Genomic DNA, 12457 nt, shown 5'->3' on the forward strand with positions numbered 1-12457 from the left:
CAGTCCCAGGTGGTGGAGTGGATCTTCGGGTCCCGCATCCAGTCCCGCTGGCCGTGCAGGACCTTCTGGCCGATGTCCATGTTCTCCATGATCTTCGCCACGGACAGACCTGCGGTGCCGATGAGCCACGCGGGCGGGAAGATCGCCGCACTCGATCCGGTGGGCGATACTGGGTTCGAACCAGTGACCTCTTCGGTGTGAACGAAGCGCTCTCCCACTGAGCTAATCGCCCGGACGCAGGGAGAACATTACCCCATGTCAGGGGGTGCCCCCGCCATGCGCCGGATCACTGATCCTTGATCTTCCAGGGCATTTCCAGCCCGAACTTCCATACGTAGATTCCGACAAGAACCGCGATGATCACCAGCCCGATCGACGTCAGGATGATGTTGCGGCGGCGCACCCTGGGATCGAGCGCACGCTGTGTCGCCTCGGTGACCTTGCGCTTCGTCCAGCGCAGCACCAGCTGGGCCCAGACGAACTCGGTCGCCCAGATCGCCATACCGCCGAAGATCACCAGCCAGCCCGGCCCGGGCAACGGCAGCATGACGATGCCGGCACCGACCACCGCGAGGCCCACGACGAACACGCCGACCTGCCAGCTCACGTGCAGCATCCGGCGTGCCTTGATGAATTCCGGCGCTCTCGATCCGAGCTCACGCTCGCCCGCGGCCTCGCCGGTCCCGGCATCAGCCGGCGCCACGGCGGCCTCGCCGGGCTTGTCACTCCCCGTATTCATGCAGCCAAACCCTACCCGACGGAAACCGGTCACCGGAATGGTCGTAGCCGACGAACCGGTTCTCGGCCGGAAGAGTTACGTAAACGCACGCAAAACACTCAGAGGGGTTTACAACGGCACCGTAGGTGGCATGTCGATTTCGCCGACGTGCGAATCCCCGAGCGCACACTGAGCGAAAGGCCTTGGCGCTTATGAACACCACGGTCAGCTGCGAGCTGCACCTGCGCCTCGTTGTGTCGAGCGAGTCCTCACTGCCCGTTCCCGCAGGACTGCGGTATGACACGGCCGATCCCTACGCCGTGCACGCCACCTTCCACACCGGAGCCGAGGAAACCGTCGAGTGGGTGTTCGCCCGCGACCTGCTCGCGGAGGGCCTCCACCGACCCACCGGTACCGGTGACGTCCGAGTCTGGCCGTCCCGGAGCCACGGCCAGGGCGTTGTCTGCATCGCTCTGAGCTCGCCGGAGGGCGAGGCCCTGCTCGAAGCACCCGCACGAGCCCTGGAGTCCTTCCTGAAGCGAACGGACGCCGCTGTGCCACCCGGCACGGAACACCGCCACTTCGACCTCGATCAGGAGCTGTCCCACATCCTGGCGGAAAGCTAGGACGGGGTGCCCCGCTGAGCCGCCCGGCGCCGTCCACTCGGGGAGACGGCTCGGGTCACAACAACCGCATATGGCACACCGCCGCCGCCCCGCGAGTTTCCCGCGGGCCGGCGGCGGTGTGTCGCACGCCCTCCGGGGCCAGGGCTCCCGGCCCTGCCAGGACAGACGCCCGCCCTCCGCCGCCGGAAGCCACTAACATCGGCCAGCATCGGCGGGCGGGTGCCCGCCCGACCGCCCAGGCAGGCCAGGGAGAGCAACGTGCTGATCACCCACGACACCCGGTGCGCCCTCGACACCGTGGTCGATCTGGTGAACACCGCGCCGGACGACGACACGAAGGACGCGTTGCCCGATGTCGACGCGCTCGAGGATTCGTACGAAAGCACAACATCAGCGATATCGGCGTGCTGTCGGAGATCGATCTCGCCGCCGTGCGCAGGATCCGCGGACGGTTCGCCGGGGTTTTCGCCGCCCAGGAGGCCCGGACCGCCGCCTCGCTCATCAACGAGCTGGTCGCCGGGGGGGGGACGACACCCCGGCTCACCGACCACGACGGCTACGACTGGCACGTGCACTACTTCGCCCCCGGCGCGTCCATCGCCGACCACCTGGCCGCCGACTGCGGGATGGCCCTCGCGTTCTTCGTGGTCGCCGGCGAGCAGGAGCGGCTGCGGCGGTGCGAGGCACCGGACTGCCGGCACGCCTTCGTCGACGTCTCCCGCAACCGGTCCCGCCGCTACTGCGACAGCCGCACCTGCGGAAACAGGCTTCATGTGGCGGCCTACCGGGCGCGCCGCAAGGAGTCGGCGAGCTGACGGCCGGAGGGGCTGGGCCTGGTGCTGACGCAGTCCCCGGCGGATGACGCCGGGGACTGGCGTGTACAGCTCACAGCAACAGCAGATCATGCAACGAAGCCATGAGCAGCAGACACCCGATCACCGCAAGGAAGATCATCAGCGGTGGCTGGGAAAGGGCGAAGAGGCACCCGCGCGGCTCGTCCTTCGGCGGCACGGCCTCGCTCTGTGTTGTGTCCAGCATCTCGCCGCGATGATGACGCAGCCGGGACCCTCGACGCGATCAACGCGCCCGAAATGCACGGTAGTTCGCTGAATTCCGTAATGTGAACAGCGAGTCATGATCGCTTCCGAGCGACCTCCGTCGCCTCCCGGCCGTTTGTGTCGTTTCAGTACGTCAGCCGTCGTACCCCGTCATACGGCGCGCTTCTTCATATTCCGTGCTTCTTCAGGATCGCCTCGATGTCGCTGAAGTCGTCACCGCCGCCGCGCGGCCTGGCCGCGGGCTGGGCCGCCGGGCGGGAGGCATTGGCCCGCCCCTGCGGCAGCGAGGGCGCGGAGGCAGCCGGAGCCACCGCCTCGCGCTGCGCGGCCCGCGTCTCCGAACGTTCCTTTCGGGTGCCGCCCCTTCGCCGCTCCACCGCACGGGTGGCCGTGAAGAGCAGCCAGGCGCCGCCGAGCACGCAGAACCCGGCCCAGGCGGAGGGGCTGAACGCCGTGTCGGCCACCCATCCGACCACCCCGGTCATCACCAGGCCGATGGGAACCAGCGAGTACGCGGCGATGCGGGCAGCCGCGAGAAAACGCTTGCGGTACGCCGTGACCACCGCGATGCCCAGGCCGGCCACGGAGACGGCGGAACACACGGTCTCGGCAATCATCCGGTCCTCCAGGCGTTCGGTCCCGCTCGTGCGGTTCGTCCCTTCCATCCTGCACCGCCCGGCCCCCCGGATGCCATGCTCCGGCCCGACATCAGGGACATCTCCGGGTCGGCTCCTCCCCAGGTCCCGGTCCCCTCGTACGACGCCCACGGCCGCGGCTGGGAAACTGGTGCCCATGAGCGACTCCTCCCCCGCGCCCGCCGACAGCTCCGCCCCGGCCTCCGTCCCCGCCCTGGAGGTCTGGTGCGAACTCCAGTGCCCGGACTGCCGCACCGCCCTGGACGACGTACGCGCCCTGCGCGCCCGCTACGGCGACCGGCTGGAGCTGCGGCTGCGGCACTTTCCGCTGGAGCGGCACAAGCACTCCTTCGCCGCCGCGCAGGCCGCCGAGGAGGCGGCGGAGCAGGGACAGGCATGGCCGTACGTCGAGGCCGTGCTCGGGCGGGTGGAAGAGCTCGACCGTAGGGGCGAACCCTTCCTGGTCGAGGTGGCCGGAGAACTCGGCCTGGACGCCGAGGAGTTCGACACCGCGCTGATCGACGGCCGGCACATCCTGATCGTCGACGCCGACCAGGCCGAGGGCAAGGCCATCGGTGTGACGGGCACGCCGACGTACGTCATCGGCGATGAGCGGCTCGACGGCGGCAAGAACCAGGAGGGGCTGCGGGGACGGATCGAGGAGATCGTGGACCGGCTGCTCGCCGGGCACGACGCCTGACTCCTGGCGCCCCGCCCCCGCGCCCGCCCTGTCGTATCGGCCCCGGTCGTCGCCGACGGCCTACAGCAGGTCCTTGTACATGTGGTGGGTCACCGTCTCGTACCCCAGCGACTCGTAGAGCCGTTCTGCCGGGCTGTTGCCCGCGAAGACGTTCAGGGAGATGGCAGGCCGGCCGGCCTCGATCGACTGGGCCTCCGCCAGGAGCATGAGGGTGCGGCCGTGCCCTCGACCCCGGTGTGCCGCGTCGGCCTCGACGTCGTAGACGAACGCCAGGCCGTCGCGGCGGCCCAGCCACAAGGTGCCGACACGGGTTCCCTCGTGTTCCAGGACGCTGAACGTCATGCCCTCGCTGGCCACGCCCTGCGGCAGCAACCGCTCATGGTCGCGTTTCGACTTGGCGTGCGCCTCCGCCTCCGGCACACCCCGCTCGATCCAGCTCTCCGCGTAACTCAGCCTGCCCGCCGCTTCCCACACCACGAACTCGGCCTCCGTCATGGGCCGGCCGCGGCTCCCCGCGGGCAGTTCGGGCGGGGTCTCGCCGAGCGCCTTGTCCATACGGCGGTTGCGCAGCACATAGCCGAGCGCGGTCGCCAGCCGCAGGGCCGTCGGCGCGTCGCCCGGGACCGACGCCTCGATGCGCCGGCAGCCCCAGCCACGCACCACCTCCTCCGCGGCGAGCGCGGCCACCGTGCCCCGGCCGCGCCGCCGGTCGCGTTCGTCGATGCGGAGATCCAGGATCCGCGCCGCCGCATCGCCGTACGCGGGGTCGGTACCGAGGTGTACCGCGCCGACGGGACGGCTGTTCACGCACACCTGGTAACGGCGTGAACGCGCCCCGTCGGCCTCGTGCTGCAGCGGCTCGGTCGGCCGCAGGGTGGTGGTCATCAGAGGTGTTCTACCCGCTGCGGAGGCCTGCGGCAGCCTCATTTACGCGGCTTTCCCGATCCTGCCCCGGACTCAGGGGTCGAGGTCGTCCCCCGCCCGCTCGTCGAAGACCCGCATGGCCTTGGCCGTCACCGGCCCCGGTGCGTCCGGGAGTTGGCGGTCGTCGACGCGCAGCACGGCCTGTACGTCCCTCAGGGTGGACGTCAGGAAGATCTCGTCGGCGCTCTCCAGGACGTCCAGCGGCAGGTCGGTCTCCTTGGCGCCCGTCCACTCGACGGCGAGGGCGCGTGTGACCCCGGCGAGGCAGCCGGAGGCGAGCGGCGGGGTGTGGATCTCACCGTCCAGGACGACGAAGACGTTGGACCCCGTCCCCTCGCACAGCTGCCCGACCGTGTTGCCGAACAGAGCCTCGGACGCGCCCTGTTCGCGTGCCCTGGCGAGGGCGACGACGTTCTCGGCGTACGACGTGGTCTTCAGGCCGGTGACGGCGCCGCGTTCGTTGCGCGTCCAGGGGACCGTGATCACGGCGGTCGAGTCGGGACGCCGGGCGGACTCGCCGAGGGCGACGACCAGGGTCGGGCCGTGCTCCCCGCGGTCGGAGCCGAGGGGGCCGTGACCGCCGGTGTACGTGATGCGCAGGCGCCCCAGGGGCATCGGGTTGGCTGCGAGGACGGCCGCGCAGGCGCCGCGGACCTCGTCGAGGTCCGGGTCGGGCAGGCCGAGGCCGCGGGCCGAGCGGGTCAGCCGGTCCAGGTGGCGGGTGAGCGCGAACGGCCGGCCATGGACCGCCTTCACCGTCTCGAAGATGCCGTCGCCCACGGTCAGCCCGTGGTCGAACACGGAGACGCGGGCGGACTCGATGTCCTGCAGCCCGCCGTCGAGCCAGAGCTTCACTGGTCATTACCTCGCTGGAATGTGTCGGACGCGTCGTTCGGTATGGCTTCTCTGCCGGGGAGCGGCCGGCTGTCACCCGGGGGGACAGAGCAGGTCGACGGTTCCTCCCCGTCGCCGCTCACCTCGTACTCTCCCGACGCTACCGCGAGCAGCCGGGACGCCTTCAGCTCGGTCTCCCGCCACTCCCCCTCGGGGTCCGAACCCCAGGTGATGCCCGCTCCGGTGCCGAAGCGCAGCATGCCGTCGGCCCGGTCGATCCAGAACGTGCGTATTCCGACCGCCAGTTCACCCGTCCCCCGGTCGGCGTCGACCCAGCCGACGCCCCCGCAGTACGGGCCCCGGGGCGCCGTCTCCAGGGCGTCGATGATCCGCAGGGCGCTCGACTTGGGCGCGCCGGTCACCGAGCCGGGCGGAAACGCGGCCGCCAGCAGCTCCGGCCAGCCGGTGTCCGGGCGCAGCTCGCCCCGTACCGTCGACACGAGGTGGACCAGCCCCGGGTGCTTCTCGACGACGCACAGCTCGGGGACGGTCACCGAACCCGTCACGCAGACGCGCCCGAGGTCGTTCCGGACCAGGTCCACGATCATCACGTTCTCGGCGTAGTCCTTCTCCAGCAGGTCCGCCTCGGTGCGTCCGGTGCCCTTGATGGGGCCCGACTCGACTGTTCTTCCGGCGCGACGGAGGAAGAGCTCGGGGGACGCGGTGGCGATCTCGACGCCGTGGGCGGGCAGGCGGATCGTTCCTGCATACGGTGCCGGGTTGCCGTGCGCGAGCAGCGAGGTCAGCGCGTCCACGTCCGCGTCGGGTGCGACGGGCGCGGACAGCACTCGGCAGAGGTTCGCCTGATAGACCTCGCCGGTGGCGATGTGCTCGCGGATACGGCGAACTCCCGCCGTGTACGCGGCGCGATCGAGGGACGACGTCCAGTCACCGGCGGCCGGACCCCGCCACTCCCCCGGTCCGGACCTCGGCGCACGAACCGGTTCCTCTCGTACGTCACGGAAGCGAGCGCAGGTCAGACGGCCCTCGTAGTCCGCGGAAACGGCCCAGAAACCGGTGGAGTCGAGGGCCGCGGGATCGTTGGTGACATCGAGGAGACCGGTGGCGACGAGGCCGCCGAAGCGGGCGAGGGGAGCGAGATCGGACACATCGCCGAGTCTATGGCGGGTGTCCTGCGGGTGCCCTGACCATGTCTTCGAGCAGGCACAGCGCAGCACGCTGCACAAACGCGTTTTTGTACTGGCCCCGGAATCCGCTAGAGTTCAACTCGTCGCCGGGACGCGAGAGCGCACCGAAACGACATGCGGACGTAGCTCAGTTGGTAGAGCGCAACCTTGCCAAGGTTGAGGTCGCCAGTTCGAACCTGGTCGTCCGCTCGTAGGAAGAGGGGGATCTTCCCGAACCCCCGCACTCCTGGTGGAGTGGCCGAGAGGCGAGGCAACGGCCTGCAAAGCCGTCTACACGGGTTCAAATCCCGTCTCCACCTCCAAGGACGATTAGCTCAGCGGGAGAGCGCTTCCCTGACACGGAAGAGGTCACTGGTTCAATCCCAGTATCGTCCACTGGTCCGCAAGGACCTTGATCCGCAAGGATCCCCGCGCGATTAGCTCAGCGGGAGAGCGCTTCCCTGACACGGAAGAGGTCACTGGTTCAATCCCAGTATCGCGCACGCGGTAAGCACGACTCGCGGTCTTCGGACCGTGGTCCCGAGGACGATTAGCTCAGCGGGAGAGCGCTTCCCTGACACGGAAGAGGTCACTGGTTCAATCCCAGTATCGTCCACAGATCGAAGAAGCCCCCGACCATCTCCTACGGTCGGGGGCTTCTTCGTGGTTCCGGCCAGACGTTCCGGTCAGCTGGAGAACAGCATGTGGCCGAAGCTCTTGTGGCGCTTGCCGCCGTAGTGACCGCCGTGGCCGCCGTGATGGCCGCCCTGCGGGGCGCCCCAGGCGGGTGCGGGAGCGGCTGGGTAGCCCTGCTGGACCGGGGGCGGCGGGGCGGCGGGCCCCGACCACTGGGACTCCACGCGGGTCAGCGCCTCCAGCTCGCCGTAGTCGAGGAAGATCCCCCGGCAGCCGCTGCACTGCTCGATCTGGACTCCGTTGCGGTTGTACGTGTGCATCGGCGCATGGCACTTCAGACACTGCATGCTCGGCTCAACTCCCTGCCGTCGGTACCGCTTCTTGATCCGGTTTCGTTTCTCGCCAGAACAGACTCTGTCCGGCTCCGGTCGGTTGCACCCTACTTCGCGTGGCCCTGGGCCAACTCGGGTGGTAGCGAACCCATTCGGGCACATGCGTCGACCACGGCCTGTTGTACGTCGTCCAGCGGACGGTCCGCGGCCGTCGCCTTGACGATCGCCAGGGCCGCCGTCTGAACGGTGAGAGCGCGGGCGGCGACGTCCAGGGCGGGCCAGGGATCGCCGTCTGCGGGTACGGCCGGGCCGCCCGCCGCGCGGTAGGCGGTCAGGAACCGCGTCCACTCGTCGGGCGGGAGCAGTCCGCAGGCGTACCAGGCGGCCGGGCGGGCCAGGTCCCAGGCGGGGGCACCGACGCCGAGGTCGTCCACGTCGATGAGGAGCCAGGGGCCGTCCGGGGCGGGGTGGCGTACGAGCTGGCCCAGGTGCAGGTCGCCGTGGCAGAGGGTCGTGAGGGCCGGCTCGTCGAGGTCGAGGGGGTGAGGGGCGGGGGTCCCGGGGGCGGGGGGCTGGGCTCTGGCCCACGGCGGCAGGGTCGCCCAGGCCCGCAGGACGGGCTCGGTGGCCGGCTGGGGGGTGGCGGCCCGGAGGCGGGCGATGGCGCGGGCCGCCTTGGCCGGGCCGCGCATGGGCGGCAGTCCGGGCGGGGCGGGGGTGCGGTGGAGGTGGGCGAGCAGGGTGGCGGCCTCCTCCCAGGGTGCCGCGTCCGGATCCTCCGGGTCGACCGGGGCGCCGTACGGCCAGAACGTCACGAGTCTGCCGTGCAGGTCGACGGGGGTCGGGCTGAGCGGGGGCAGGAGTATGCCCGGGAGGTGGGCGGCGAGGGTGAGGCGGGCGGTGAGGTCGGTGGGGGTGGTGTCGGGGGCGTGCGCCTTGGCGACGGTGTCGGCGTGGCGGACGACCGTGCCGTCGGGGCGGTCGGTGAGGGTGTCTGCTCCGCAGGGGCAGGGGTGGGGGCGGGCGTGGGCTCTGGCCTTGGCTCGGGTGGTGAGGTCGGTGAGCAAGGGGGTGGCTGTCACGGGGCTCCCTGATGCGCTGTGCGGGTCTGGTCGGGAGGGTACGGGGTGGTCGCCGGGTGCGGTGTGGTGTTTCGCCCCCGCCGCCCCTACCCGTCCCGTCTCCAGGGGCTCCGCCCCTTCGACCCCGCCGGGGCTGCGCCCCAGACCCCCCTTCGGCCTGGACGGCCTCGTCCTCAAACGCCGGACGGGCTGAGACGGCAAAGCAATGCCCGCGCAGCTCCCCAGCTGCGCGGGCATTTTTTGCCGTCCGCCGCACCCCCGTCCCCACGGGGTTTCATGGGTGGATGTCCCCGCCCGGACCGCTCTTCCGGGCCTGGGGTCGCCGCTCAGCGCCCCAGCATCACACCCACGGACGACGCTTGTGTGACCACTGCTTCCCAGCCGCCGAAGACGACCACGAGCAGGGCTGCCAGAGGAAGGACCATCGCTGTCGCCACCAGTGGATGGCGCTGGCCCTGTCGGCGCGGACGGAACGCGGCGATGTATGCCTTGCGTCCCTGTGTGCGGAGCGCCGTCCGCGATGCCGTGTGGGCCATGGTCCCTCTCCTGACCGTTCTCTTGTTGGTTGGCAAGCGGCGGGTGTCTGACCTCGGGGGACGAGTGCTGCACCCGCCGCTTGACCTCAAATCTAGGCTGCCGACGAGTACCGGTCGTCATGCCCTCGTACCGATTGCCGGGCCTCCCGGAGGATGACCCGTGACCTGCGGAGTACTCCCCTGGGTGGAGACGAAGTCCTAGGTCTCAGGGTCTTCCCGGAAGGGGTGCCCGGTGTGTCCCTACTGTTCCGAGCTGTCCTCTCTCGGCACCGGCTGCTCCACCAGGGCCAGCACACGGTTCGCCATGAAGCGGGCGGTGCGGACGACTGATCCGTTCCTCGTGACTTCGCTCACTTCCACTACCCCTCGACGGACCGCCGTCTCCACCCTGCGGCCCGCCCTGCTCGCCACCACCTCGTAGGTACGTGTGGTGTCCCCGGCATCCACGACTATCTCCACGCGGTCACCCTTCACGGGTTCAATCCCCCTTCTGCGACGGGTGGTTGGGATCACACGCGACGTCAAGCCGCCCTGTTCGCGCGCTCCCTGACCACCTCTCAAGTCTCCCACCCGGCACTGACAATCCATCGGGACGAGAGGGCGCGGCCTCTGCGCGCACCCGGCCGTGGAAACGTAAGCTGTCGCTCGTCAAACGGACCGGGCAGCGGGGATGAACATGGCGATGATGCGCCTGAGGCGCGAGGACCCGCGCGTCGTCGGCTCGTTCAGGCTTCACAGACGGCTCGGCGCGGGCGGGATGGGCGTTGTCTACCTGGGCTCCGACAAGCGGGGGCAGCGGGTCGCACTCAAGGTGATCAGGCCCGACCTGGCGGAGGATCAGGAGTTCCGTTCACGGTTCGCCCGCGAGGTCTCGGCGGCCCGGCGGATCAGGGGCGGGTGCACCGCCCGGCTCGTCGCCGCCGACCTTGACGCGGACCGCCCGTGGTTCGCCACGCAGTACGTGCCCGGGCCCTCCCTGCACGACAAGGTGATGGACGAGGGATCGCTCACCGCGGCCGACGTCGCCTCCATCGGTGCCGCCCTCGCCGAGGGACTGGTCGCGGTGCACGAGGCCGGTGTCGTACACCGGGATCTGAAGCCGTCCAACATCCTGCTGTCCCCGAAGGGGCCGCGGATCATCGACTTCGGCATCGCCTGGGCGACCGGCGCCTCAACGCTCACCCATGTCGGTACGGCGGTCGGCTCGCCCGGCTTCCTCGCCCCCGAACAGGTGCGCGGGGCGGCCGTGACGCCGGCCACGGACGTGTTCTCGCTGGGTGCCACGCTCGCGTACGCCTCGATGGCCGACTCGCCCTTCGGGCACGGCAGTTCCGAGGTGATGCTGTACCGCGTGGTCCACGAGGAGGCCCACCTGCAGGGCGTTCCGGACGCGCTGGCACCCCTCGTACGGGCATGTCTGGCCAAGGATCCGGAGGAGCGGCCCAGCACGCTGCAGTTGTCGTTGCGGCTCAAGGAGATCGCCGCGCGCGAGGCGCAGGGCATGGCGGACGTACGGCCGCCCGGGCCGCGTGCCGCCGAGGCGGACCGGCCGACAGGGCGGCTCACCGAGAGCTATCCGGACCAGCGGCCCCCGTATCACTCCCAGACGCAGCCCCACTCGCAGTCCCCGTCCCCGTCGCAATCCCAGTCCCAGCGGCGTCCGCAGGGGCCGGCCTCGGGTACCTCCGGGTCACGCGGTGCCGTTCCGTCGCGGGGCGGCGGGGGTCCGCGCGGTGGTGCGCCCTCGTCGCGTTCCGGGGCGCGGCCCGTGCCCGGTGCGCGGAACACGGCCGGATCCGGGAGCCGTTCCGGACCGCGCAGTGGCACCGGACGTCCTGCGCCGCGCGGCACGGGGACCGGGCGGCGGCCCGCCAATCCTCGGCTGCTGCGGCAGCGGCTGTTCGTGTTCGTCGTGGTGACGCTGCTGGTGGCTCTGGGGATCGCGGCCGCTCAGGGGTGCCAGGGGCCCAGCCGCGGGCTCGGCGACGACAGTGGTCGCAGCGGAAGCGGGCGGGAGCAGCAGCGGCAGGAGCAGGTGCGGCCGGACGACAAGCCCGGTGGCGGCGATGGTCCGGCGGCGCCCGTTCTGCCACGGTCCAGCTCGGACGCGAACTCCGACTGACGTCCGTCAGGGCCTGAGGACCGCCGGCTCGGGGGGCTGCCGGGTTCGCGCTCGGGTCAGCTCGGTCCGGGGGTGGGGCGGCCCGTCGCCACCGCGTAGAAGGCGACCGCTGCAGCCGCGCCCACGTTGAGGGAGTCGACGCCGTGGGCCATGGGGATGCGGACCCATTCGTCGGCGGCCACCAGTGCCTGGGTGGAGAGGCCGTCGCCCTCCGCGCCGAGCATCAGGGCGACGCGGTGCATCTTGTGCGGAGCCGTCTCGTCGAGGGTCTTGGCCTTCTCGTCGGGGGTCAGGGCCAGGAGCGTGAAGCCCGCCTCTCGGACCGAGTCGAGGCCCTTGGGCCAGGTGTCCAGTCGGGCGTACGGGACGGAGAAGACCGCGCCCATCGAGACCTTGACGCTACGTCGGTACAGGGGGTCCGCGCAGTCCGGGGAGAGCAGGACCGCGTCCATGCCGAGGGCGGCGGCGCTGCGGAAGATCGCGCCGATGTTGGTGTGGTCGTTGACCGACTCCATGACCACCACCCGGCGTGCGGTCTGCAGGAGTTCGTCGGCCGTCGGCAGGGGTTTGCGCTGCATGGAGGCGAGGGCGCCGCGGTGCACGTGGTAGCCGGTGACGCGTTCGGCGAGCTCCGGGCTGACCGCGTACACCGGGGCCGGGAGTTCGTCGATGACGTCGCGCATGACGTCGACCCACTTCGCGGACAGCAGCATCGAGCGCATCTCGTAGCCGGCGTCCTTGGCCCGTCTGATGACCTTTTCGCCCTCGGCGATGAAGAGGCCCTCCGCGGGCTCGCGTTTGCGGCGCAGTTCGACGTCGGTCAGGCCCGTGTAGTCGCGCAGGCGCGGGTCGTCGGGGTCCTCGACGGTGATGAGATCGGCCACAGGGGTGATACTGCCTTGTCCTGGGTGCGGTGCCAACGGCTGGGAGCGGATTGTGTTACCGGGGGTTACACCAATGTCTCCGGGCCTACGTTCACGACCGCGCCGATCACGATCACCGCGGGGGGCTTCACGTCCTCGGCACGGACCGTCTCGGCGACCGTGGCGAGGGTGGCGTCGACGCGG

The 12457-nt window shown here is 70.6% G+C and carries 14 protein-coding genes, 6 tRNA genes and 2 pseudogenes; 10 read left to right on the forward strand and 12 right to left on the reverse strand.

Annotation, left to right across the window (positions count from 1 at the left end; genetic code table 11):
* Positions 1–160 precede the first annotated feature (160 nt).
* Together STRTUCAR8_RS12060 and STRTUCAR8_RS12065 are read right to left on the reverse strand one after the other, a co-directional pair.
* Positions 161–232, reverse strand: a tRNA-Val gene (locus STRTUCAR8_RS12060).
* A gap of 54 nt (positions 233–286) precedes the next feature.
* A complete protein-coding gene (locus tag STRTUCAR8_RS12065; protein WP_006375966.1) occupies positions 287–739 on the reverse strand; it encodes a TIGR02611 family protein in 453 nt (150 codons plus the stop codon).
* A 191-nt stretch (positions 740–930) separates the two neighbouring features.
* On the opposite strand from STRTUCAR8_RS12065, the gene STRTUCAR8_RS12070 reads away from it, so the two are divergent.
* Entirely contained in the window at positions 931–1344 is a 414-nt protein-coding gene (locus STRTUCAR8_RS12070) for an SsgA family sporulation/cell division regulator (RefSeq protein WP_004002642.1), read from the forward strand.
* Positions 1345–1602: 258 nt separating this feature from the next.
* Positions 1603–2159 (forward strand): annotated as a pseudogene (locus STRTUCAR8_RS12075) (CGNR zinc finger domain-containing protein).
* A 70-nt stretch (positions 2160–2229) separates the two neighbouring features.
* Here STRTUCAR8_RS12075 and STRTUCAR8_RS53300 read toward each other — a convergent pair.
* Entirely contained in the window at positions 2230–2382 is a 153-nt protein-coding gene (locus tag STRTUCAR8_RS53300; RefSeq protein ID WP_006375961.1) for a hypothetical protein, read from the reverse strand.
* 187 nt (positions 2383–2569) lie between these two features.
* Positions 2570–3019, reverse strand: a complete 450-nt coding sequence (locus STRTUCAR8_RS12080; protein WP_044472071.1) for a hypothetical protein — start codon at positions 3017–3019, stop codon at positions 2570–2572.
* A gap of 175 nt (positions 3020–3194) precedes the next feature.
* Here STRTUCAR8_RS12080 and STRTUCAR8_RS12085 point away from each other — a divergent pair, with 175 nt between their 5' ends.
* Positions 3195–3737 (forward strand): DsbA family protein, encoded by a 543-nt coding sequence (locus STRTUCAR8_RS12085; protein WP_044472068.1) that lies wholly within the window; start codon positions 3195–3197, stop codon positions 3735–3737.
* A 60-nt stretch (positions 3738–3797) separates the two neighbouring features.
* On the opposite strand, the gene STRTUCAR8_RS12090 is transcribed toward STRTUCAR8_RS12085, so the two are convergent.
* From STRTUCAR8_RS12090 to STRTUCAR8_RS12100, 3 genes are all read right to left on the reverse strand, one after another.
* Positions 3798–4622, reverse strand: a complete 825-nt coding sequence (locus STRTUCAR8_RS12090) for a GNAT family N-acetyltransferase (RefSeq protein WP_006375971.1) — start codon at positions 4620–4622, stop codon at positions 3798–3800.
* A gap of 72 nt (positions 4623–4694) precedes the next feature.
* Positions 4695–5516 (reverse strand): aminotransferase class IV, encoded by an 822-nt coding sequence (locus STRTUCAR8_RS12095; protein WP_006375970.1) that lies wholly within the window; start codon positions 5514–5516, stop codon positions 4695–4697.
* A complete protein-coding gene (locus STRTUCAR8_RS12100; RefSeq protein ID WP_044472069.1) occupies positions 5513–6664 on the reverse strand; it encodes a chorismate-binding protein in 1152 nt (383 codons plus the stop codon). Before STRTUCAR8_RS12100 ends, STRTUCAR8_RS12095 begins: the two co-directional genes overlap by 4 nt.
* Before the next feature lie 155 nt (positions 6665–6819).
* Between STRTUCAR8_RS12100 and STRTUCAR8_RS12105 the strand changes: the two genes are divergently transcribed.
* From STRTUCAR8_RS12105 to STRTUCAR8_RS12125, 5 genes are all read left to right on the forward strand, one after another.
* Positions 6820–6892 (forward strand) — tRNA-Gly (locus tag STRTUCAR8_RS12105).
* A gap of 39 nt (positions 6893–6931) precedes the next feature.
* Positions 6932–7005: transfer RNA gene (locus STRTUCAR8_RS12110), tRNA-Cys, on the forward strand.
* A gap of 1 nt (position 7006) precedes the next feature.
* Positions 7007–7078 (forward strand) — tRNA-Val (locus STRTUCAR8_RS12115).
* Between the two features lie 35 nt (positions 7079–7113).
* A tRNA-Val gene (locus STRTUCAR8_RS12120) sits at positions 7114–7185 on the forward strand.
* 41 nt (positions 7186–7226) lie between these two features.
* Positions 7227–7298 (forward strand) — tRNA-Val (locus STRTUCAR8_RS12125).
* A 70-nt stretch (positions 7299–7368) separates the two neighbouring features.
* On the opposite strand, the gene STRTUCAR8_RS12130 is transcribed toward STRTUCAR8_RS12125, so the two are convergent.
* Complete coding sequence (locus STRTUCAR8_RS12130) at positions 7369–7665, reverse strand: TFIIB-type zinc ribbon-containing protein (protein WP_006375973.1); 297 nt, start codon at positions 7663–7665, stop codon at positions 7369–7371.
* Between the two features lie 92 nt (positions 7666–7757).
* The gene (locus STRTUCAR8_RS12135; RefSeq protein WP_006375972.1) at positions 7758–8732 is read right to left on the reverse strand and encodes a phosphotransferase family protein; all 975 of its coding nucleotides are present in this window, start codon (positions 8730–8732) and stop codon (positions 7758–7760) included.
* Positions 8733–8758: 26 nt separating this feature from the next.
* On the opposite strand from STRTUCAR8_RS12135, the pseudogene STRTUCAR8_RS55610 reads away from it, so the two are divergent.
* Positions 8759–8933, forward strand: a pseudogene (locus tag STRTUCAR8_RS55610) (cobyrinate a,c-diamide synthase); the annotation flags it as partial.
* 125 nt (positions 8934–9058) lie between these two features.
* Here the strand turns inward: STRTUCAR8_RS55610 and STRTUCAR8_RS12140 are convergent.
* Both STRTUCAR8_RS12140 and STRTUCAR8_RS12145 read right to left on the reverse strand, forming a co-directional pair.
* Positions 9059–9268 carry a hypothetical protein gene (locus tag STRTUCAR8_RS12140; RefSeq protein ID WP_006375967.1) on the reverse strand — a complete coding sequence of 70 codons (210 nt, stop codon included), beginning with the start codon at positions 9266–9268 and terminating at the stop codon, positions 9059–9061.
* 240 nt (positions 9269–9508) lie between these two features.
* Positions 9509–9742 carry a hypothetical protein gene (locus STRTUCAR8_RS12145; protein WP_044472070.1) on the reverse strand — a complete coding sequence of 78 codons (234 nt, stop codon included), beginning with the start codon at positions 9740–9742 and terminating at the stop codon, positions 9509–9511.
* Positions 9743–9938: 196 nt separating this feature from the next.
* On the opposite strand from STRTUCAR8_RS12145, the gene STRTUCAR8_RS12150 reads away from it, so the two are divergent.
* Complete coding sequence (locus tag STRTUCAR8_RS12150; protein ID WP_006375962.1) at positions 9939–11390, forward strand: serine/threonine-protein kinase; 1452 nt, start codon at positions 9939–9941, stop codon at positions 11388–11390.
* Positions 11391–11446: 56 nt separating this feature from the next.
* On the opposite strand, the gene STRTUCAR8_RS12155 is transcribed toward STRTUCAR8_RS12150, so the two are convergent.
* On the reverse strand, positions 11447–12274 hold the full coding sequence (locus tag STRTUCAR8_RS12155) for a TrmH family RNA methyltransferase (protein ID WP_006375963.1): 828 nt from the start codon (positions 12272–12274) through the stop codon (positions 11447–11449).
* Positions 12275–12457 lie beyond the last annotated feature (183 nt).

It is taken from the genome of Streptomyces turgidiscabies Car8 (assembly GCF_000331005.1).
Classification (GTDB): domain Bacteria; phylum Actinomycetota; class Actinomycetes; order Streptomycetales; family Streptomycetaceae; genus Streptomyces; species Streptomyces turgidiscabies.